Source organism: Microbulbifer variabilis, assembly GCF_023716485.1.
In the GTDB taxonomy this organism is placed as follows: domain Bacteria; phylum Pseudomonadota; class Gammaproteobacteria; order Pseudomonadales; family Cellvibrionaceae; genus Microbulbifer; species Microbulbifer variabilis_B.
In genome coordinates this window covers 831293-852106 of sequence record NZ_CP092418.1, presented here as the reverse complement: position 1 = coordinate 852106, position 20814 = coordinate 831293, and the positions used below count along the sequence as shown (strand labels likewise).

The 20814-nt window shown below is 54.2% G+C and carries 19 protein-coding genes and 2 tRNA genes; 4 read left to right on the top strand and 17 right to left on the bottom strand.

From position 1 onward, the window contains the following. Positions 1-46: 46 nt before the first annotated feature. On the bottom strand, positions 47-427 hold the full coding sequence (locus tag MJO52_RS03910; protein ID WP_252084645.1) for a hypothetical protein: 381 nt from the start codon (positions 425-427) through the stop codon (positions 47-49). Between the two features lie 198 nt (positions 428-625). On the opposite strand from MJO52_RS03910, the gene MJO52_RS03905 reads away from it, so the two are divergent. Further along, on the top strand, positions 626-1408 hold the full coding sequence (locus tag MJO52_RS03905; RefSeq protein ID WP_252084644.1) for a glycosyltransferase domain-containing protein: 783 nt from the start codon (positions 626-628) through the stop codon (positions 1406-1408). 68 nt (positions 1409-1476) lie between these two features. Here MJO52_RS03905 and MJO52_RS03900 read toward each other — a convergent pair whose 3' ends face one another. The 5 genes from MJO52_RS03900 to aceE form a co-directional block, all read right to left on the bottom strand. Then, the gene (locus MJO52_RS03900; RefSeq protein WP_252084643.1) at positions 1477-1764 is read right to left on the bottom strand and encodes a hypothetical protein; all 288 of its coding nucleotides are present in this window, start codon (positions 1762-1764) and stop codon (positions 1477-1479) included. After that, positions 1754-2050, bottom strand: coding sequence for a hypothetical protein (locus tag MJO52_RS03895; protein ID WP_252084642.1), 297 nt, complete (start codon positions 2048-2050; stop codon positions 1754-1756). The genes MJO52_RS03900 and MJO52_RS03895 overlap by 11 nt, the downstream gene beginning before the upstream one ends. A gap of 113 nt (positions 2051-2163) precedes the next feature. Beyond that, the gene (locus tag MJO52_RS03890; RefSeq protein WP_252084641.1) at positions 2164-2439 is read right to left on the bottom strand and encodes a hypothetical protein; all 276 of its coding nucleotides are present in this window, start codon (positions 2437-2439) and stop codon (positions 2164-2166) included. 319 nt (positions 2440-2758) lie between these two features. Then, positions 2759-4399 carry a dihydrolipoyllysine-residue acetyltransferase gene (gene aceF, locus MJO52_RS03885; protein WP_252084640.1) on the bottom strand — a complete coding sequence of 547 codons (1641 nt, stop codon included), beginning with the start codon at positions 4397-4399 and terminating at the stop codon, positions 2759-2761. A gap of 17 nt (positions 4400-4416) precedes the next feature. Continuing rightward, entirely contained in the window at positions 4417-7086 is a 2670-nt protein-coding gene (aceE, locus tag MJO52_RS03880) for a pyruvate dehydrogenase (acetyl-transferring), homodimeric type (protein WP_252084639.1), read from the bottom strand. On the opposite strand from aceE, the gene MJO52_RS03875 reads away from it, so the two are divergent. Further along, positions 7081-7302, top strand: coding sequence for a hypothetical protein (locus MJO52_RS03875; protein WP_252084638.1), 222 nt, complete (start codon positions 7081-7083; stop codon positions 7300-7302). The two genes, aceE and MJO52_RS03875, sit on opposite strands and share 6 nt — an antisense overlap. Before the next feature lie 232 nt (positions 7303-7534). Here the strand turns inward: MJO52_RS03875 and MJO52_RS03870 are convergent, their stop codons facing one another. The 6 genes from MJO52_RS03870 to MJO52_RS03845 all read right to left on the bottom strand — a co-directional run bounded on the left by MJO52_RS03870 (position 7535) and on the right by MJO52_RS03845 (position 14656). Next, positions 7535-8110, bottom strand: a complete 576-nt coding sequence (locus MJO52_RS03870; protein WP_252085963.1) for a class GN sortase — start codon at positions 8108-8110, stop codon at positions 7535-7537. After that, positions 8110-10494, bottom strand: a complete 2385-nt coding sequence (locus MJO52_RS03865) for a marine proteobacterial sortase target protein (RefSeq protein WP_252084637.1) — start codon at positions 10492-10494, stop codon at positions 8110-8112. The genes MJO52_RS03870 and MJO52_RS03865 overlap by 1 nt, the downstream gene beginning before the upstream one ends. Before the next feature lie 348 nt (positions 10495-10842). Further along, positions 10843-11439, bottom strand: coding sequence for a hypothetical protein (locus MJO52_RS03860; RefSeq protein ID WP_252084636.1), 597 nt, complete (start codon positions 11437-11439; stop codon positions 10843-10845). A 452-nt stretch (positions 11440-11891) separates the two neighbouring features. Beyond that, entirely contained in the window at positions 11892-12995 is a 1104-nt protein-coding gene (locus MJO52_RS03855; RefSeq protein ID WP_252084635.1) for a phosphoribosylaminoimidazolesuccinocarboxamide synthase, read from the bottom strand. 276 nt (positions 12996-13271) lie between these two features. Further along, a complete protein-coding gene (locus tag MJO52_RS03850; RefSeq protein ID WP_252085962.1) occupies positions 13272-14357 on the bottom strand; it encodes an AI-2E family transporter in 1086 nt (361 codons plus the stop codon). A gap of 20 nt (positions 14358-14377) precedes the next feature. Further along, positions 14378-14656 (bottom strand): sulfurtransferase TusA family protein, encoded by a 279-nt coding sequence (locus tag MJO52_RS03845; RefSeq protein ID WP_252084634.1) that lies wholly within the window; start codon positions 14654-14656, stop codon positions 14378-14380. 208 nt (positions 14657-14864) lie between these two features. Between MJO52_RS03845 and MJO52_RS03840 the strand changes: the two genes are divergently transcribed. Then, positions 14865-16373 carry a M48 family metalloprotease gene (locus MJO52_RS03840; protein ID WP_252084633.1) on the top strand — a complete coding sequence of 503 codons (1509 nt, stop codon included), beginning with the start codon at positions 14865-14867 and terminating at the stop codon, positions 16371-16373. A gap of 80 nt (positions 16374-16453) precedes the next feature. Here MJO52_RS03840 and nadA read toward each other — a convergent pair whose 3' ends face one another. Then, positions 16454-17506 carry a quinolinate synthase NadA gene (gene nadA, locus MJO52_RS03835; protein WP_252084632.1) on the bottom strand — a complete coding sequence of 351 codons (1053 nt, stop codon included), beginning with the start codon at positions 17504-17506 and terminating at the stop codon, positions 16454-16456. A gap of 208 nt (positions 17507-17714) precedes the next feature. On the opposite strand from nadA, the gene MJO52_RS03830 reads away from it, so the two are divergent. Continuing rightward, a complete protein-coding gene (locus tag MJO52_RS03830; protein ID WP_252084631.1) occupies positions 17715-18815 on the top strand; it encodes an NAD(P)/FAD-dependent oxidoreductase in 1101 nt (366 codons plus the stop codon). Between the two features lie 128 nt (positions 18816-18943). Here MJO52_RS03830 and MJO52_RS03825 read toward each other — a convergent pair. The 4 genes from MJO52_RS03825 to queE form a co-directional block, all read right to left on the bottom strand. After that, a tRNA-Lys gene (locus MJO52_RS03825) sits at positions 18944-19019 on the bottom strand. 103 nt (positions 19020-19122) lie between these two features. Then, positions 19123-19198: transfer RNA gene (locus tag MJO52_RS03820), tRNA-Lys, on the bottom strand. 131 nt (positions 19199-19329) lie between these two features. Further along, positions 19330-20007 carry a 7-cyano-7-deazaguanine synthase QueC gene (gene queC, locus MJO52_RS03815; protein ID WP_252084630.1) on the bottom strand — a complete coding sequence of 226 codons (678 nt, stop codon included), beginning with the start codon at positions 20005-20007 and terminating at the stop codon, positions 19330-19332. Positions 20008-20045: 38 nt separating this feature from the next. Further along, entirely contained in the window at positions 20046-20705 is a 660-nt protein-coding gene (gene queE, locus MJO52_RS03810; RefSeq protein ID WP_252084629.1) for a 7-carboxy-7-deazaguanine synthase QueE, read from the bottom strand. Between the last annotated feature and the right edge of the window lie 109 nt (positions 20706-20814).

Genomic DNA, 20814 nt, shown 5'->3' with positions numbered 1-20814 from the left:
CCCCAACTTCAAGCCCCCGCTGCGCTCTGCTCGGGGGCTTTTTTTGCTATGGCTCTTCCTTTTTCCAGCGGGCACTGGGGAAAACCAATACATAAAGCCAGGTAAACAGACAGAGAGGCATGCAGAAAAAAATCACGATCACCCCCAGCAGCACACGCATAAAGTCACTGCCCTCTTCATGCTTTTCTGCGCGATCCCACAGATAAGACCGGTAGCAATGATCCGGCCCATCGATGGGGATAAAGGTAAAATTGATCACCCATTCCAAAATCCGCCAATAACGGCGTAAACGTGTCTCCTGCACTCGTGAAAAATAACCGCAACGACCAGAGATAGTGGCATCGGGATTGCCCCCGGCAATAGCATTACCGAGCTGATCAATCGCGATGCAGACATTGATTATCCAGCTTCTTCTGGCGCCTCTCATTACACGCTCGTCTAATTAAAAGAAATCCGGCAAGCACTGCCACTCGCCAAATAATGTATAGACGTATCGAGACAAGAGCAGCCCCCGAGTTGTACAGACCTGTCACTTCAGATAAAAGGGTCGGCTAGACTTCTCACAGGTGGCAAAGAAACCTTTGCCGGCTTAGAAAGTTGTAGGCGCAGGGGTTTCTCCTAAAAAATGTTGCATATCGCCACCATTGCCACCCACTCGGAAAGAATGTTTCCCGTACTCCAGGAATCCGCCAGACGCAATGGCGTATCACTTACCATTCTTGGGCGCGATCACCCCTGGAAAGACTTCTCATCCAAAATGGATATTTTGCTTCCTTTTTTTCAAACGCTGCCTGAGGAGGACATAATCTGCTATCTCGACGGTTTCGACTCATTGATATTACCGTCAGTACGCCTGCTCGAAAAAAACTTTCACTCCTTTGGCAAAGATATTATTTTTTCCAATGACTACCGCCACGATGGTGTTCAGGGGTATTTTGAAAAAAAATTCTTTCCTAACGAACATGTTTTTTCCACGGGAATATTTATTGGAAAAAATAAAGCGCTACAAAACCTATTCCAGGCAGCCCGCGGAATGTATCCCAATTACTGCGATGACCAGAAAATACTGCGGCGCTATTATGCGCATCACACTTGTGAGCAGGTGGATATAGATCACGAGGCCAAGTTATTTTATAACTTTGACATGGCCGATCCCAGTTACAACCTACTCAATCAAGTGGACCATATTCAGGGAGGAAAAATTTACCTGCTCAACGGGCAGAGTCCCAGCATTATCTCCTTCCCCTGCAGCTGGTTCGCCATTGGTATCAAGAAAAACCTGCATATCCTGCTGGAAAATCTGGGCTATGACTACTACCCGGAAGTGAATATCAAGGGCACACTTAACGGCTTAAAGTACTATATAGGCACTTCGATAAAAGAAAGTATTAAAACACTGCTGAAGTAACTCAACACTTTTGCCGCTTCCTATATTTTCACCCCTGCTTCACCCGGAGCAGTCACGAGCAATATCTATCAATAGAAGCTGTAACTCAATTCAAATGGTGAATAGGGCCCGGCACACCAGTCGCCAGTATCCAATTGATAGCAAGGCACTCCCGCAGCAATGCAATTGTCCAGGTCACCCATATAGGGATCACAAACCAGGCAAAAGCGTGGGAATGCAGTCAGTTCATCGGGCGGAACGGGACTGTGCTTATAGGAATAATAAATTGCGGTGCCATTTAAATCCTGCCAAAAACCATCGGCACAGCCACCGAGCAGCTGCGCCACAATCAATGACAGTAAAACTTTACTCTTCATAGGAAATACAACGCCTTCCACCGGAAATATCAAAGCAACGGGCACTCTCAGGACAAATTGATCCGGGCGCCAATTCCTCAGAGTCACCGGGGCAACTGGAATGACTGGACCTGCGTGTTGAGGGAGCTGCGGGCATTGCTTGAGAGGGATATGCGCGATATTCCGCATGGCGGGGTATCGGCGCACTGGCTGGGTAGACCACCTGGTTGCGCGTATCCGGGGTACCGCAAGCTGAAAGCAGCAAGCTGGTACACAACGCGGAAATGGCCATAGGGAATTTTTTCATGGGCTTGCCTCCGTATCGGCACCACGCGAAACCTAATTCGCGTACTTCGGTAAATGATCGGACGGTGCAGCCACAACCTTGCGCACTACCTTCCCAGACTCGCAGCTTGGTGCTTAGTACACCCTCAGAACCGGGAAGAACCAGGCGGTGGAGTCGTACACCTGGTGAGTGCAATGCCCTTCACACTCATTATTAACAGGCAAGGCCTGAGCAGGCGATGAAACAATCGAGTCGGCTTCGACAAAGCCACCTTCCTGCCCGCTAGCCTGAGCCTCGAAAAAGAAAGGATCTTCCCCTTCCACTTCCACTTCCTCCGCGGGTAAGAATAAGCAACCCTGCACCGCCAGAGCCGCTACAAGCGGCAGAGCGAATTTCCTTGAAGGCCTCATGATCCGACACTCCACTTTCAGTGTTGCGCTGATAGCTGTCTTTCAAAAAAGTCTAGCCGGCGAGGATTATCCAGCCAGTTGGCGCCAGGTCATTTCTGCGTGCAATTCATTTTTATAAAGTTTTATGCGCCATTTTAGGTACTTTTGTGGGTAACTGGTTAAAAGTTTCTTCGCAGTAAGGCACCTGCGAGTCCGTTCTGACTAAAAAAAGCAGAAAGAACTCACAACTTCTTAAAAGCCCAATGTCAGCTGAGTGGCCCCCATAAAAAAAGCGGCCATAGGCCGCTTTTTGAGGGTTGTGCTATAGCTTATGAATAGGCTATAGCAGCAGGCGCCGCACATCCGCAAGCACACTCACCAGGTAGGTCATAAAGCGTCCGGCATCGCCACCATTGACCGCGCGGTGGTCGTAAGACAGCGCCAAAGGCAGCATCTGCCGCGGCTCGAAGTCCTCGCCGTTCCACACCGGCTTCACCGCCAACTTGGAAACACCGAGGATGCCCACTTCTGGCGAATTGACGATCGGGGTAAATCCGGTACCGCCAATAGCACCCAGGCTTGAAATGGTGAAACAGGCACCCTGCATCTCGTTGGGCTTCAGCTTACCATCGCGGGCTTTCAGGGCCATTTCAGTGGCCTCAGCCGCCAGCTCATACAAGCCTTTTTTATCCACATCGCGAATAACCGGCACCATCAAGCCTTTTGGCGTATCCACCGCCATACCCACATGTACATAGTCCTTGCGCACAATCTGCTCGCCATCATTGTGCAGGGACACATTGAAGCTGGGCTCTGCGCGCAGGGCCGCGGCTACCGCTTTCAGCAGAAAAGGCACAGGCGTGAGTTTCACACCGCGCTTCTCCGCCTCAGCCTTCATAGACTTGCGGAAGGTTTCCAGCTCTGTGATATCCGCATCATCAAACTGGGTGACGTGAGGCACATTGAGCCAGTTGCGCGACATATTGGCTGCGGTGATCTTGTGGATCTTGCTCATCGGCTCCACGCTCACCGGGCCAAACTGGCTGAAGTCGATATCCGGCATCTTGGCGATACCAATTCCACCGCCGACCGCACCGCTCTCGGCTTTCTTCACCTGTTCGCGGATGTAATTATGCAGATCGTCCTTGGAGACCCGGTTGCGCGGACCAGTGGGCTTCACCTTGTTCAAGGTAACACCCAACTCACGGGCCAATTTACGTACGGCGGGACCGGCATAAACCTGAGCTGCAGCAGTGAGATTGCGCTCCAGCTGGTAATCTTTCTGCGGCACTGCCGGCGGCTCAACAGATAAGGGGGCCTGTTGTGGAGCGCTCTCGACAGGCGCAGCAGCTGCCGGAACCGCGGCTTGAGCTGCGGGCGCGGCGGCACCACCTGCGGCAACCACTTTCAATACACCGAGGGTATCGCCCGTGGAAACCTTATCGCCCTCTTTAACGGCGATAGAAACTACAGTACCGGCGCTGGGGGAAGGGACATCCATGGAGGCTTTATCCCCTTCCACCACAATCAGAGAATCACCCTCTTCGACGGTATCACCGGGTTGCACACTGATCTCGATCACATCAACCGCATCGGCACCGCCCAGGTCCGGGATCTGGATCGTTTCCTCTTTCGGCTCGCCGCTCGCTGCTGCCGCAGGGGCTTCAGCTACAGGCTCTGCCGCCGGCGCAGCGTCTTCCTGGGCGGGGGCTGCAGCGGGCTCCTCTGCCGGTGCTTCCGCGACATCGGTTTCGATCTCGCCAATCACATCACCTTCAGAGACCTTATCGCCCTCTTTAACACTGATGCTGAGAATTTTACCGGCCACAGGGGCCGGCACATCCATGGAGGCCTTGTCGCCCTCCACCACAATCAGAGAGTCCTCTTGCGCGACGGTATCACCGGCGGCAACCGTAATTTCAATCACATCCACCTGATCGGCACCGCCGAGATCAGGCACTTTAATGACTTGTTTTGCCATAGGAGTTCTGCCTTCTCTTAGCTGATGCGCGGGTTAACTTTTTCGGCGTCGATATTGAGCTTCACGATCGCTTCGGACACTTCTTTCGCATCAATCACACCCTGCTTCGCCAGCCCATTCAGAGCGGCAATCACCACATAGTTGCGATCCACCTCGAAGAAGCGACGCAGCTGCTCGCGGCTGTCACTGCGGCCAAAACCATCAGTACCCAGGGTGGTCAAGTCCCCATCGATAAATTCACGCAGGGGCTCCACATAGGAACGGATGTAGTCGGTGGAAGCGATCACCGGTGAGGTATTGCCCTCAAACTGCTCGGTGATCCAGGCTTTGCGCAACTCGGCTTCTGGGTGCAGCATATTCCAACGCGCCACATCCTGGCCTTCGCGGGCCGCTTCCACAGCAGAGGTGAGGCTCCAAACATCGGAGGTCACGCCAAATTGGTCGGCGAGGATATCCGCTGCTGCCAGCACTTCACGCAAAATTGTACCGCCACCGATCAACTGCACATGCTTCTTGGCAGTCTTGCCTTTGGCGCCTTTCTTGACGTTGGACTGAAGTTTGTAAATGCCGCGAATAATGCCCTCTTCCACGCCCTGGGGCATTTCCGGTTGCAGGTAATTTTCATTCTCGATGGTGATGTAATAGAAGACATTCTTCTGCTCCTCGTACATCTCCTTGAGGCCCCGCTGCATAACCACAGCCAACTCGTAACCGTAGGCCGGATCGTAGCTGCGGCAGTTGGGGATAGTGGAGGACAGCACATGGCTGTGACCATCCTGGTGCTGTAGGCCCTCACCATTCAAAGTAGTACGGCCGGCGGTGGCGCCTATCAGGAAGCCGCGCGCCTGCATATCGCCAGCGGCCCAGGCCAGATCGCCCACGCGCTGGAAGCCGAACATGGAGTAATAGATATAGAAAGGCACCATCGGCACGCCGTGGTTGCTATAGGCCGTAGCCAACGCCATCCAGGCAGACATGGCACCGGCTTCGTTGATACCCTCTTCCAGCACCTGGCCTTTCTTATCTTCCTTGTAATACATGATCTGGCCGTGATCCACCGGGGTATAACGCTGCCCTTCAGAAGAGTAGATACCCAGCTGGCGGAACAGGCCTTCCATACCGAAGGTACGGGCTTCATCGGGCACAATCGGCGCGATGTTCTTGCCGATATTCTTGTCTTTCACCAGTGCGGCGATAGCGCGCACAAATGCCATGGTGGTGGAAATTTCGCGCTCGCCGGAGCCTTTGGTCAGCGCGCTGAAAGCATCGAGACCGGGCACTTCCAGTTTTGGGCACTCAATCGGGCGACGGGGAACCGGGCCGCCCAGGGTCTTACGGCGCTCCGCCATATATTTCATTTCCGGGCTATCCGGAGACGGACGGTAGTAAGGGACTTCTTCCAGCTCTTTATCGGTGAGCGGGATGGCAAAACGGTCGCGGAAGCGCTTAAGGGAATCCAGATCCAGCTTCTTCACGGAGTGGGTATCCATCGCCGCTTCACCGGCGGAGCCCAGGCCGTAGCCTTTAACTGTTTGCGCCAGGATCACGGTGGGCTGGCCTTTATGGGCCATGGCTGCCGCGTAAGCTGCGTAGACTTTATAGGGGTCGTGGCCGCCGCGATTGAGCTTCATAATCTCATCGTCGGACATATCCTTGACCAGCTCCAGCAGCTCCGGGTACTTACCGAAGAAGTGTTCGCGGGTATAGGCGCCGCCGTTGGCCTTGAAGTTCTGCATCTCGCCATCGACCACTTCGTCCATGACTTTCTGCAGTAGCCCCTTGTCGTCTTTCTCCAGCAGCGGATCCCACAGGCGGCCCCAGAGTACTTTAACGACATTCCAGCCGGCACCGCGGAATACACCTTCCAGCTCCTGCACAATTTTACCGTTACCGCGCACCGGGCCATCCAGGCGCTGCAGGTTACAGTTAACCACGAACACCAGGTTTTCCAGTTGCTCACGGCCGGCCAGGGAAATGGCGCCCAGAGTTTCCGGCTCATCACATTCGCCGTCGCCGAGGAAAGCCCACACCTTGCGGTCACCGCGCGGCGACAAACCACGGGCGGACATGTAGCGCATAATATGCGCTTGATAAATTGCCTGAATCGGTCCCAGCCCCATGGAAACTGTGGGGAACTGCCAGTAATCCGGCATCAACCAGGGGTGCGGATAAGAGGAGAGACCGTTGCCGTTCACTTCGCGGCGGAAGTTATCCAGCTGCTCCTCATCGAAGCGTCCTTCCAAGTAAGAACGGGCATAAATACCCGGCGCACTGTGGCCCTGGAAGAAAATCAGATCGCCGCGCTCTTCACCTTCATTGCCGCGGAAAAAGTAGTTAAAGCCCACATCGTAGAGTGTGGCGGCAGAAGAGAAGCTGGAGATATGGCCGCCGAGGTGGTCGTTATTCTGGTTGGCACGCACCACCATCGCCAACGCATTCCAGCGAATCAGGGAGCGAATACGGCGCTCCATAAATAGGTCGCCGGGCATGCGCTTTTCCGCATTGGGCGGAATGGTATTGCGGTAAGGGGTAGTGATAGCCGCGGGTAGCTGCACACCGACATCGGTAGCGCGATCAGACAGCTGCTTTAGAAGGAAGGCGGCGCGCTCTTTGCCGCTGTAGCGGATAACCGCCTGCAGCGCATCCAGCCATTCCTGCGTTTCGAGGTTATCGGTATCTTCGTGCATCAAATGCTCCTCGGCGAATTAGGCGACGTCGAGTCGGACTATTTCTCAAAAATCGGTACGCGGGCAAACTACAGCGCAGGCGAAAAAATGCTTCCTTTTTTTCAGGCTTCCGCCAATTCACCGCCGTTGGTGGCGGAAATGCAATGTGTGAATCTTCACCCGATCGCGGCGGAGAGGAAAAGCGGCGCCAGTCTGTGCCGCGAATGCTTAGTTTGACTGTAATTATCTGTTCCGGGCCCCACTCTAACGTGGCGGACAAAGCCCCATTCCCGGTTATTAGCGGAAGCGATTGTAGTATTACTACAAAAAATTTTCCAGATAGGACGGTTAGTAACAAACAAAACAAAACGGCAAAACAATTATTTGCCATTTTGCTGTTTTACCGGAATATTTTATGGAAAGTTTGAGAAATCAAATTACAAAATCGAGTCTCAAATAAAGGTGCCAGTCACAGCTGCACCAGCTCCCCGCCAGATTGGTATTCAGCGTAGACCAAGTAGCGCAGTGGACCACCCGCCGCCATAGCATCGAAGGGATAGCAGGTCACCAGTAGCAGGCCGCGCTCGGCAAAAACCGGCAGACGTTCGCGCTCACTATTTACGATGCGCAGCTCCGTCACCCGATACGTGTGCCAGCGCCCGTCTTCACCCTGCAGGTAAATGCCATTGCCGCGCCGCAGGGTTTGCAGCCCGGCAAAGTGCGTATCCCGATGCGCAGCGATTACCGTGGTGCGAAAATCACCGGGCTTGCCGGAACCATCAAGCAAGCCGGGACCAAAGGCGAGGGATTCTCCACTGCCTCCCGCCAGCACTATAAATGGACGCTGACCCTGCAGCTTGAGCTTGGCCACCGGCCGGGTATCCGCCCAGGGCCAGGGCTTTTGCGGAACCCCGCCCTGCAACTGCTCCTCCCAGGCACTGGCAATCAGCAACTGAGCCAGCTGCGCCTTGGCCAGCAGCCAGGAGGCGGAGCCCAACTGCCACAACCCCACCAGCAGGCACACTGAAAAAAGCAGCAGGCGCATCACTGCGGCGTACTCCCCAGCTGCACCTCCAGCCCACTGTTACAGCGGCGCAAATCCGGCACCACCTTGCGCAGCAGGCGGCGGATTGCCCCCATCATATTGGCGCGCATTGAGCGGCCGCGGCGCAACAGTGCTGCCAGGCTGAGCAGGCTCAGGGCAGCAAACAGCTGAGCGTAAACGCCTGTGGCCGTACTGGGGTAGGCTTGGCGCTGCAACACCTGCCCTCTAGGCACCATGTTGCTGAGCGCACTTTGGGAGAGCTTTTCTTCGGGCTTGCGCACCAGCTCTTCTTCAACCGCGACAAAGCTGGTGTAGGGGCTGGCGAGCTGATGATCCAGGGCAAGCTGTAAAATCTGTGCACGCATAGCCTGGCCCGCATCGCTCTCTTCACCCAGCTGGGTCTGGCGGTCGCGCAGGGATTCCATTTTGTTGCGCGCCCACAAACTGCCGATGCCCTTGCTACTGGGAGCCTGCTCCAGCGTCAGCGCCAGGTTGCGCACAAACTGCTTACCGGCCATGCGCCCATGCAACTGAATATCCCCCTGCAGCGACTCCCCTTCCACCCTGGCCACCAGCTGCAACGGCTCGCCGCGATAGAGATCGGGGATTCGTTTGGGATAGGCATCCGCCACCACACCCTCGGGCCAGCTCAACTGCAGATCGGTGGCCATAGGGTTTTCCAGCTTGGCGAATAAGGTCTGCATGCGCCTGCGCACCTCGGAAAGATCGCCGATGGTGACGAAAGAACCGCGGCCAAACTGGGCGGCTTTACGCATAAAGTGGCTGTTAGGGGCCGAGCCAATGCCCACCGTAAATAAACGCGCATCGCCCAGGTGTTGGTGGATTAACTCGAACAGCGCCTGTTCATTGCCCACCGCACCATCGGTAATAAATACCACCTGGTGCACCAGGTTATTGTTATCGGGCAACTGCTGGCCCAGCGCTAAACGTAGCGCAGCAGCCATCTCGGTGCCGCCATCGGCATTTAAGCGTTCCACCTCCCGGCGCGCGCGCTGAATATTCTCCGCACTCGCCGCCAGCGGGCGTGGGAAAAATGCGCGGGGGCTGTTATTAAATTCGATTACATTAAAACGGTCATTACCATCTAGACGCGAGAGCGCCAGGGTAAGACTCTCCTTGGCCTGGCGGATAGAGTTACCGCCCATAGAACCGGAGGTATCGATCACGTAAACCACTTCCCGTGGCAATCGCTGGGCGCGAGTGCCCTCATCCGGTGGCAGCAGCATTAGCTGCAAATAGGTACCGGATTTTTTATCTGCACTTTCCCTGCCATCCGCCTGCACCCCAGCGACACGCTCACTAACATGCTCACTAAACAGCGCCGCACGCGGCATGGCCGAGGGCTCCGGCTGCCAATTTAAAAGAAAGTCCCGATCCATTTTTGCCCTGCCCTTGCGCAGACGAATCGAGTAGCGCTCTCCGGCTTTTTCATCGATGGCAATATCGTGATAAGGACTGCCGATTTTCACCAGCGGCAAGCCGCTCTCCAGCTCCACCTCAATGGCAATATTGTGACTGCCCACCGCTTCCAACTCTGCCGCCGGCTGCATCAACGGGGTAACCGCTTCGGCATCCGGTACCTGATCAGTGGGCAGCGCCCAGCCACTGCTCTGAGTGGCCAGTTCCAACTCGGTACCACCGAGGGCTTGTGAGGGGATGGGTTCACCGGGGATATAACGGGGAGTCAGGGTGGTTGGCAGCCGCAAAGAAAAAACGCCGCTGTCATAGGTCACCGGCTGCAGGTAGCGAATATTCACCTGCACCGTTTCTCCCGGTGCAATATTGGCTACTTTGTTGGTAAACAGGTTGGGGCGCTGCTGCTCCAGGAGTGCCGCGCGCTTACCCGCCGCGCGCGCGGCCTTATAAATCTTTGCCGCCTGCTTGCGTTCACGCACCTTGCCGACAATACGGCGCTCGCCCAATTGAATCTCGAGGCCAGCCACCGCTGCCTGTTCGGGCAATGGCAGTGCGTAAACCGCCTCCTGCCAGCTATCGCTGGTATTTTGAAAAGCCTGCTGCAACTGCACTTCCGCAACCAGACCGCGCACCACCATTTTGACACGGCTATGCAGGTGCACGGCGGGCACATAACGGCCCGGCTCTGCGCCGGTAAACAGTAAATCCCCCGCCTGCACATCATCCAGGGTAACCGGTTCAGCGGTAGCCGTATCATTTTCAGAGACAAGCGCCTGGGCACTGACCTCGGCCCCGATTGCCGCAATGACCACCGCCAATACCACCACTATAAATAACAACCAGCGCCCGGTACCACCGCTCTTCTGGCGGCGACGGTAATATTCCTCTGTCGGCAACATCAGATCGTCTTTATGGAACCGCTGCCCAAACAACATCACCCTGTTCACTCACTTCCCTCCACTTTTAAATTGGATGTTGATGTCATTAAACAGAGGGAAGTGGGCGAAAGGCAGCAGGGAAGCGGGCGGGAAAAGGGAGGAATTATGGCGAATTGTGGCATATGGGAATTGCCTCCCCCTCAGATATCCCCACTCTCCCTCTCTAAATAACTTTTATAGCTAATGGAACTTCTAGGCCAAATTCCCCCAAGACCTAAAGCATGATCATATCCAGTCAAGACACATATCAAATACAACCTTCTACAACCAAAAAATTCCGATAAGAACAAAATAAAAAGCCAACTCATTAATTCTTATGCATCAATTCACGGGTCAAACTCAACCAAACCATTTCAGTTAAAAATCCACATGCATTTTTCTATAGACCTTGCAAACATTAAGTTCCGTCTCATGCATCCCAGAGGTATCATACGAACCGCGCCTCATTAGGTAGCTCTTACAACGCTCCACCAAACCACGTTCGACTACATTTTCATACTGCTTAAAAAAATCTCCACGACAACTCACCCCCATATCGTACCAATACAAATTACACGATTGCTCTAACTGCCTAAAGCTATCCTGTTTCAGCTTCTTATCAAGATATTTATTACTTCCATTTCCTAAAATTAGAATTAAACCCCTTGGCTTCAATACCCTATAGACTTCCTTGCTTAACACAGAATAACCATAGGGACTTACAGAAAGAACAACATCCACCGTACAATCACCCAAAGGGATTTTGTTCATAACATCAGCATTCTGAACATAACTCCACTCTAGATTATTACAACCACCAAACTGATAAGCATATGGAGCAACAGGAAATTCATTTTTATCAAAATTAAGGATTCTCCAACCTTTAAGCTCGGGAAAAAACTCAAGCTCTCCCTCTCTTAGCGGCTGCTTATAGCCAGAACCCAGATTTACGATAAGAGGCCCATTAAAATTCACAGCAAATCCCTTTCTCAAATAAGCAAAATACGGAAAAACACCCCTTACCCGTAAGGGTAGAGAGTGCACAAATAAAGTTTTAAACTCAGCAGTCGCGAAGAGCACTCTAACATATCGACAAAAAGGGAAAATCACACTTTATTACAAAACATTCTCCATATCGTTTCAGAAATAGTTATACAGCGACAACCATCTCTCACCCATCTGAATAGCAACAACAAAATTATTGGTAAAATTAAAAAATCGGCGGAGAGAGAGAGAGGGGGGGGGATTTAAATAACAAACCTAAAAGATCAACGGCAAAATCTCCACTGATCAGTCAATACAGATTTAATATTAATGCATTTTCTTAAGAGAACATCTGCACCAAGACCATCGAACCAATAAGGAATAAAATTTCCTGACATAAAAAAACCGGCGTAAACGCCGGTTTTTTCTCAATCAATCTGATATCAGTCGACCAGACCATAATCCTTACGCAATACTTCAAGCAATTCCGCTTTGGGATTATCGGATATCTCCAATTTCGTACCAATAATCTTCTCAGCAATACCAACATAAGTATTAGAGAGATCCATCAGCATAGATTCTGGCAGCTCATTATCGCGAGCCAGTGCCAGGCGCTCATCCATGCGGTCTTTGTTCAGAAGAATATCGGAGTCCGGGAAGTGGCTGAGCAGGGCTTGGCGGAAACCCTCTTTGGATTTTTCCACAACTTTACCCGCGCGGTACTCTTCGCCGTCCCAGATACGGGAGGAGTCCGGGGTACCCACTTCGTCCATATAGATCAGCTTCTCTTCACCATTGGCATCGGTGACATAGCCAAATTCAAACTTGGTATCGACAAAGACCTGGTCGAGCTTTTCCAGCTCGGTAGAAATCAAATCGAAACCTTCTTTCAGCAACTGCTCGTACAGGTCGATATCGCCCGCGCTGCGAAAGCCGAAGGCCGCGAAATTGTCTTCGATATTCTTGCGGGTGACATTGACGTCATCTGCTTCCGGCACGCCGGGGATGCCCTTGAGAATACCTTTGCTGGAGGGGGTAATCAGCAATTCTGGCAGCTTCTGGTCTTTCTGCAGGCCATCGGGAATTTCAATGCCGCAGAACTCGCGCTCGCCCTTTTGGTAAGAGCGCCACATAGAGCCGGTAATGTACTGGCGGGCGATGGCTTCGATCATCACTGGGCGCGCCTTCTGTACGATCCACACCAGCGGATGCGGGATATCCAGAATATGGCTGTCGGCCAGGCCCTGCTCTTTAAACCGCTTGAACCAGTGGTTGGAAATCGCGTTCAATGCCGCGCCCTTGCCGGGTACGCCGCGCATGCCACCTTCGCCGGTCCAGATGCAGTCGAATGCGGAAATGCGGTCGGAAATCACCATTACCGCGAGAGGGGTATCCGGGGAAACCGGGTAGCCTTTTTCCTCAATCAGGCGGCGGCCATCTTCTTCGCTCAGCCAGTAAACGGAACGGACCTTGCCGCTGTGGACAGGCTTGTCGGTACGGATCGGCAGGTCATTATTGACCGCTAGAACTTTGTCAGCCAGGCTCATGGGCTCTCACCTATTCGAAGGAGCAAATAAAAGAAAGCGCGGCATTCTAGCAATGGCCCGCGTCGATACAAAGAAAAGAAGTTGGCAGGAGCCCCCGAACAATTCCTTGATGCCTCTGGCTCTCAGGCCGGTTACAGGCAGGGCTCGGCTGCGCAGGAGTGCCTAGACGTTTCAATAAGTCGCAACGCAGAGTGTGACCCGCTCTTAAAGCTCTATAGGGCGGGCCAGGTTGCGAAACAACAATGGCCCAGAGGCTCCCCTGTGGGCCCGCTAGTATTACTCCGATATACGCTTGGCCTCCCACTCGGCCTGGTGCTCGCTGGTAGGCCAGGCACTCATAATAGCCTTAAGCAGGGTCGCCAACGGAATAGCGAAGAAGACGCCCCAGAAGCCCCAGATACCGCCGAAAAACAGTACCGCCAGGATAATTGCCACCGGGTGCAGATTGACGGCCTCAGAGAACAACAGTGGCACCAATACATTGCCATCGAGCAGCTGGATAATGCCGTAGGTCATAATCAGGTAGAAAAACTCATTGCTCCAACCCCACTGGAACAGGCCAATGGCCGCCACCGGGATGGTCACCACCGCCGCGCCGATATAGGGAATCAATACACTCAGGCCCACCGCCACCGCCAGCAACAGGGCGTAATTGACCCCCAGCAACAGGAAGGCGGCGTAGCTCACCGCTGCCACTATGCCGATCTCCACCACTTTGCCGCGCACATAGTTGGCCACCTGGTCGTTCATCTCGTGCCAGATCTGGTGCAGCATGGGGCGCTGCTTTGGCAGGAAAGAGGTACACCAGCGGATCAGCTGGTCGGAGTCCTTCAAGAAGAAAAATACCAGGATCGGCACCACCACCACATAAATCAGCAGGCCGGCAAAAATGGGCAGGTTGGTGAGAGAAAAGGCCAGCAGGGTCTGCCCCATGCCACCCAGCTCTTTGCCGAGAGTATTAAAAACCTCGTCGATCTGCGCCGCAGAAATCAGGCGCGGGTAGCGCTCCGGCAGTAGCAACAACAGCTCCTGGCCGCGCTGCACCATATTCGGCAACTCCGCACCGAGGCGCACCAGCTGGCGCCAAATAATCGGTAGCACCACAAATAGCAGGCCCACGATAGTGCCCACTAACACCAAGCAGGAAAGTGTTACCGCGAGCCAATGGGGCACCCGCCAGGACTTCAACTTTTGCACCATGCCCTGCATCAGGAAGGCGATTACCAGGGCCGTAAGCACAGGCGCCAGCACACCTCCTAGCGTGGCCAGTACTACCAGCGCTACGGTGAGCAGCAGCACGAGCAACACCACTTCTTCCTGACTGAAGTAGCGGTTCACCCAGCCTTTAACAATCGACAACATAGACTCTCGGGATTGATTCTTCATTTGCCAGCGTACAGCCAATATAGAAAGGTATTATCACGCCTCTCGGCGCGTAGCAGGGGCCTGCCACTCAGTGCGGCAAAGCTGTGAAAATCGCGCCAGGAACCCTCATCGGTGGCCATCACACACAGCAGGGTCCCCGCTTCGTATTGGCGCAGGGCCCTGCGCATAGCCAGCAGAGGCTGGGGGCAGGGCAACTGGCGGGCGTCCACCGTTACCGCCGCATGCCAGTCCGGCACAGGGTTTTTATCAACGGTATTGGAAGGGGGCACGGCCATTGGCTATTTGGTCACAAGCTTTACAGAGCCGCGGATTATAACGCGTAATCTGCGCCAGTTACCGACAATGCTTAACCCTTTTTAACCTTCCCGCTGGCGCCGGCCAGAACCTTTACCGCCCCACCCTGTCTAACCCTCGACAGTTCAACGGGGTTGCGTATAGAGTTGGACTATAGATCCTTCATGGACAGACCGAGCAGTAATCAAAATGACTGATCCCCAAAAAAGCCTGCCTCGTCGATCAAACAAAGCGCCTCTCTCACTGCGATTGCGCAACACCCTAAAGGCACTCGGCTTAGGCCTGTTGCTCGGCAGCACTCCCATTGCAGCCACCGCTGACTCTGAGGGAATCCGCCTGCCGGAACTTGGAGACAGCACCAGCGGCCTGGTATCCCCCCAGCGCGAGAAAGAACTGGGCCAAATGTGGCTGCGTATATTTCGTAGCCAGGTTAAGACCTCCTCCGATGCACTGCTGCAGCAGTACGTCGAAAAAACCGTTAAGGGCCTGGCAGAATACAGCCCCCTGGAGGACAAGAATATTGATGTGGTCGTGGTAAATAATGAAACCATGAACGCATTTGCGGTACCCGGTGGCATTATGGGGATTCACACCGGCCTCTTCCTATTTGCGAAAAACGAAGATCAGTTTGCTTCGGTGGTCGCCCACGAACTGGGCCACCTCAGCCAGCGCCACTACGCCCGCTCCCTGGAAGCCCAGCGCAACAACACCCTACCCACCCTGGCCGGCATGCTCGGCGCCCTGGTACTCGCCGCCACTGCCGGTGGCGAAGCGGGCCTCGCCGCCATAACCGCAACTCAAGCTGCAGCGCTCGACAGCCAGCTGCGCTTTAGCCGCAAGAATGAACAGGAGGCCGATCGGGTCGGCATCGAAACCTTGGCAAGATCCGGCCGCGATCCAGATGCCGCCGGTGAGATGTTCGAGCAGATGCTCAAAGCCACCCGCTATTACCGCCGTCCACCAGAGTTCCTGCTGACCCACCCGGTAACAGAGAAGCGTATCGCCGACGCCAAGCTGCGCTCCCAGCGCATGGAGGATGTCGAACCCAGCGATAGCCGCGACTACCATATGATGCGCGCGCGAATCCGCCTGGCCACTGAAGCCACCCCACAGCAGGCCGTTAAACGCTTCCAAGCCGAGCTTAATGGTATCCATGACAACGAAGATGCCGCCCGCTACGGCCTGGCATTGGCACAAATCGCCGCAGGAAGGCCGGATTCCGCTCTGGACACCCTGCAGCCGCTCCTCGATAAGGAGCCCTCCAAAGCTGCTTTTGTCCTGGCGCGCGCCGATATTGACCTGGTACGCCAAGATTATTCAGGCGCCACCCAGCGCTTACAGCAGGCACTGGACCGCAACCCCGGCGACCACGCCCTGGTGATGGGGCTCGCCAACGCTCATTTTAAAGCGGGCAACTATCTGGCGGCAGAGCGCATGCTGGCCAAATACAGCCGGGTGCGCAAGAAAGACCCCGCCGTATGGTACCTATTGGCCGAGACCCATGGCTTGGCCGGGGATATCGTCGGGGTGCACGAGGCACGAGCCGAATACTATATTTTGATCGGTGTTTTCGATAAGGCCCTGCAGCACCTGCGCCACGGCATTCGCATGACCAAAGACGACTATCAAACCAATGCCATCCTGAAACAGCGCCTTAAAGACGTCATCAAGATGCAGGAAAAAGCCAAGGAGCTTTGACCTCACTCATTAACAACACAAACAAAAAGAGCGGCCTCTAGCCGCTCTTTTTTATTGGCACTGGAGCCCGCTAGGCACCTTTAACCCTTGCGGAAATCCAGCATTCTCTGCAACGGGATCATCGCCTTACGGCCCAACTCCGCATCTACAAAGATCTCGTTATCACCGCGCTCCAACACCCCACACAAATTCTCCAGGGAGTTCATCGCCATCCAAGGGCAGTTCGCACAGCTGCGGCAGGTGGCGCCAGCTCCGGCAGTGGGGGCAACCATCAATTCTTTATCCGGGCACTCCTGCTGCATCTTGTAGAAGATCCCCTGGTCGGTCGCCACGATAAAGCGCTTCTCTGGGCGGGTCTTGGCTGCATTGATTATCTGCGAGGTGGAACCCACCACATCCGCTAGTGCAACCACCGAGGCAGGGGATTCCGGGTGCACCAACACTACGGCATCCGGGTAGAGCGCCTTCAGGTCCTCCACACCTTTCGCCTTGAACTCCTCGTGCACAATACAGGAGCCATCCCAAAGCAGAACATCCGCACCGGTTTCACGCTGTACATAACCACCGAGATGCTTATCAGGGGCCCACAGAATTTTTTCACCGTTGGCATCCAAGTGGTCCACTACATCCAGGGCGATACTGGAGGTAACCACCCAGTCCGCTCTCGCCTTCACCGCCGCAGAGGTATTGGCATAGACAACGACCGTGCGATCCGAATGCTGATCACAGAACTCGGAAAACTCATCCGGGGGGCAGCCTAAATCCAGGGAGCAGGTAGCCTCCAAGGTGGGCATTAACACACGCTTATTCGGCGTCAGGATCTTGGCGGTCTCGCCCATAAACTTCACACCGGCCACCACCAGGGTATCGGCGCTATGCTTGGCACCAAAGCGGGCCATCTCCAGAGAGTCGGATACACAGCCACCAGTCTCTTCGGCCAAAGCCTGGATTAATGGGTCTGTGTAATAGTGAGCCACTAACACGGCATTCTGCTCTTTAAGCAGACGCTTGATACGCTCGCGCCAGGCTTGCAACTCCTCCTCACTGTACTGAGACACAACCGGCTCCGCCAAGTGCGCCTGCACCAGGGAGAGGGAATCTACCGTTTCTGCGACAACGGACTTTTGGGTCATGGCTAACTACCACCAGCGAAAAACGCGCAGTATAACGCATTGCGACGCCATATCAGCGCACCTAAAGTATCAACAACTGGTAATTCGACAGCACCGCAAGATAAGTTACGCCGCATGCCCGGGCTGCAGAGCCCAAGAGAACAGAGAAGCAGTTTTGCACGCCCACATCCAGGCAAAAAAGCCTTCCTATTAATGGGGAGCCCCTAAAATGGAGCAGGTTGAAAACATTGTGATTGGTGCTGGAGCCATTGGTCTCGCCAGTGCCTATGCCCTGGCCATTAGAGGGCAGGATGTGCTGGTTCTGGAACAACACACCAATATTGGCACAGAGATTAGCGCCCGTAGCAGCGAGGTGATCCACGCCGGCATTTACTACCCAAGCCGCAGCTTAAAGGCTAAAGCCTGTGTCGCGGGCAAAGCCAAGCTGTATCGTTTTTGCCGCGAGCATGCGGTCCCACACAAAGCCATCGGCAAATTAATCCTGGCTACCAGCGAAGCCCAACTCCCCCAACTCAAAGCCTTGAAAGCCCAAGGAGATAAGAATGGCGCCGGCAATTTACAACTGCTGAGCGCAAGAGAAGCCAAGGCAATGGAACCCCAGCTGCAGTGTCACAGTGCAATTTATTCACCTACCACAGGCATCTTCGACAGCCATGCCCTGCTGTTGGCACTGCAGGGCGCCCTGGAAGCAAGAGGTGGCCAGGTGGTACTGGACACAGCGGTAAAAAAACTATCGCGTGAAAGTGACCACTACCAACTCACCATGAGAGATGGCTATCAACTCGGTACCAAGAATTTGATCGTAGCCGCAGGGCTACACAGCCACCAATTGCTCTGCAAAATCAACGACAAAAGTATTCGACAACTAGTCCCAAACCAATTCCTGGCAAAGGGGAATTATTTTTCTCTCGACCACAAACCCCCTTTCTCCCACCTGATCTACCCCCTGCCAGAGCCCGGCGGACTGGGCACCCATCTCACACTGGATTTGGAGGGCAATGCCCGCTTTGGACCCGACGTTGAGTGGGTAGAAAAAATTGATTACACCGTGGATAAAAAGCGAGGAGAAAAGTTTTATAAAAGTGTTCGCCTTTATTGGCCCGAGCTCCCCGCAGAAAGCCTAAAGCCAGATTACGCTGGCATTCGCCCAAAGCTCACGGCAAAAGGCGGCCCAACCGAGGACTTCAAAGTATTCCACTGGGGCGAAAGTCAAGAACCACAACTAGTAGCCTTTTTCGGCATTGAGTCACCCGGCCTTACCAGTTGCTTATATTTAGGGGAGATGGCAGCAGACTGTATTTGCCGCTAAAAACTGCGCTCCGTGAAGACCAATAAATGCCTTAAAGGCTCAGCCATGTAGAGAATTTTCAGGCGCGAGCAAACCAGTGTTGACAGGGAAGTAAAAAAATTAAAATAAAAAGGAAAGCAGTAAAGAAATGGTGGGTCGTGCTGGATTCGAACCAGCGACCAATTGGTTAAAAGCCAACTGCTCTACCAACTGAGCTAACGACCCTTAGGGAGTTGGGCGAACTTGGTATGTCCCAACTCAGGATGCCTTTACTTCTCTCGCAGATCTGTAAAAGCTGTGGGGTTACTGTGGATATCCCCGGCGGAAATGGTGGGTCGTGCTGGATTCGAACCAGCGACCAATTGGTTAAAAGCCAACTGCTCTACCAACTGAGCTAACGACCCTTTTCCGTGCCTCGATGTGAGGAGCTGCGTATCTTACGGATCTATTCTGAAAAGACAATACCTAACCCGAAAAAAAATCTAACAAATTTAAGGGGTTAGGTATTTCCCATAAAAATGACACCAACTGACAATCAGCCGGCATACACCGTAGGGTCCGCCAGGCCTGCTTCCGTAAATCCCGCAGCACGCAGCCGACAACTATCGCAGCGACCACAGGCCGCGCCATCTGGGCGCGCCTGGTAACAGGATACCGTCAAACTGTAATCAACCCCAAGACGGGTTCCCTCGAGTACAATATCCGCCTTACTCATCTGCATCAGCGGCGCTCTCACAGAGAGCTTGTTTCCCTCTACCCCGGCGCGGGTAGCGAGGTTGGCCATCTTTTCATAGGCCTCGATATACTCCGGCCGGCAATCCGGATAGCCAGAGTAATCCACTGCATTGACGCCGACAAAAATATCCTGAGCTCCAAGTACCTCGGCCCAGCCAAGGGCAATAGAGAGGAATACCGTATTGCGAGCCGGTACATAGGTAACCGGGATGCCACTGGTTTCCTCTTCGGGAACCTCAATACTGTCATCGGTTAGGGCCGAGCCGCCAATTGAACGCAGATCGAGCTTCACCACTTTGTGCTCAGCCGCTCCGAGATCAGCGGCTACACGCTTTGCCGCTAACAATTCAGCTTCGTGCCGCTGACCGTAATCAAAACCCAGGGCATAACATTCATAACCCTCTGCACGCGCCATGGCGAGCACTGTGGCCGAGTCGAGGCCACCGGACAGCAAAATTACCGCTTTCTTTGCAGTCATCTCTTCCTCAATTTTTCAATCCACAATCACCGGGCCAATCAGACACCCGGGATATCTCCCCACAGCAATTTGTGCAGCTGCATCTGCATACGCACCGGCAACCCATCGGCCAGCACCCACTCCGCGAGCTGCCGCGCCGGCAACTGCTCATAGCTGGGCGAGAAAAGTACCTCCCCTACACGCTCTGGCAAGTTGTACTGATCCAGGGTAAATCTGGCCCACTCGTAATCGCCCCGGTCACAGATCACAAATTTGATCTGATCATCGCGGGTGAGCACCTGCATATTTTCCATGCGGTTGCGGTGCTGCTCTCCGGAAGCTGGGGTTTTCAGATCCACAACCCGGGATACCCGCGGGTCCACCTGATCCACCGGCATGGCGCCACTGGTCTCCAATGATACCGAGTAGCCAGCGTCGCAAAGAGCTTCAAGCAAGGGCAGGCAATTGGGCTGGGCCAGGGGCTCGCCCCCAGTTACACAAACATGGCGTGCGGGGTGGCTTTGCACCTGCTGCAATATTTGCTCCAGGGTCATGCGCTCGCCGCCATAAAAAGCGTATTCCGAGTCACAATAGGTACAGCGCAGCGGACAACCGGTCAGTCGAACAAAAACCGTAGGCAGGCCACTTTCCCGCGCTTCCCCCTGAAGGGAGTAGAAAATCTCACTAATTCTGAGTGATTCTTTAGACAGATTGGTCATACACACCCGACACAAAAACGCCCGAATGGCACATGCCATCCGGGCGCGGGATCATAGGCTTTTTCTGCTCAAAAAACCAGCGATGCGAATTAGGCAACAACAGCAGTTA

Bases quoted from the DNA above. Each gene is read 5' to 3' on its own strand.
- MJO52_RS03910 (WP_252084645.1), bottom strand. From the start codon at position 427: ATGAGAGGCGCCAGAAGAAGCTGGATAATCAATGTCTGCATCGCGATT.
- MJO52_RS03905 (WP_252084644.1), top strand. From the start codon at position 626: ATGTTGCATATCGCCACCATTGCCACCCACTCGGAAAGAATGTTTCCC.
- MJO52_RS03900 (WP_252084643.1), bottom strand. From the start codon at position 1,764: ATGAAGAGTAAAGTTTTACTGTCATTGATTGTGGCGCAGCTGCTCGGT.
- MJO52_RS03895 (WP_252084642.1), bottom strand. From the start codon at position 2,050: ATGAAAAAATTCCCTATGGCCATTTCCGCGTTGTGTACCAGCTTGCTG.
- MJO52_RS03890 (WP_252084641.1), bottom strand. From the start codon at position 2,439: ATGAGGCCTTCAAGGAAATTCGCTCTGCCGCTTGTAGCGGCTCTGGCG.
- aceF (WP_252084640.1), bottom strand. From the start codon at position 4,399: ATGGCAAAACAAGTCATTAAAGTGCCTGATCTCGGCGGTGCCGATCAG.
- aceE (WP_252084639.1), bottom strand. From the start codon at position 7,086: ATGCACGAAGATACCGATAACCTCGAAACGCAGGAATGGCTGGATGCG.
- MJO52_RS03870 (WP_252085963.1), bottom strand. From the start codon at position 8,110: ATGCGCCTGCTGCTTTTTTCAGTGTGCCTGCTGGTGGGGTTGTGGCAG.
- MJO52_RS03855 (WP_252084635.1), bottom strand. From the start codon at position 12,995: ATGAGCCTGGCTGACAAAGTTCTAGCGGTCAATAATGACCTGCCGATC.
- MJO52_RS03850 (WP_252085962.1), bottom strand. From the start codon at position 14,357: ATGTTGTCGATTGTTAAAGGCTGGGTGAACCGCTACTTCAGTCAGGAA.
- MJO52_RS03845 (WP_252084634.1), bottom strand. From the start codon at position 14,656: ATGGCCGTGCCCCCTTCCAATACCGTTGATAAAAACCCTGTGCCGGAC.
- MJO52_RS03840 (WP_252084633.1), top strand. From the start codon at position 14,865: ATGACTGATCCCCAAAAAAGCCTGCCTCGTCGATCAAACAAAGCGCCT.
- nadA (WP_252084632.1), bottom strand. From the start codon at position 17,506: ATGACCCAAAAGTCCGTTGTCGCAGAAACGGTAGATTCCCTCTCCCTG.
- MJO52_RS03830 (WP_252084631.1), top strand. From the start codon at position 17,715: ATGGAGCAGGTTGAAAACATTGTGATTGGTGCTGGAGCCATTGGTCTC.
- queC (WP_252084630.1), bottom strand. From the start codon at position 20,007: ATGACTGCAAAGAAAGCGGTAATTTTGCTGTCCGGTGGCCTCGACTCG.
- queE (WP_252084629.1), bottom strand. From the start codon at position 20,705: ATGACCAATCTGTCTAAAGAATCACTCAGAATTAGTGAGATTTTCTAC.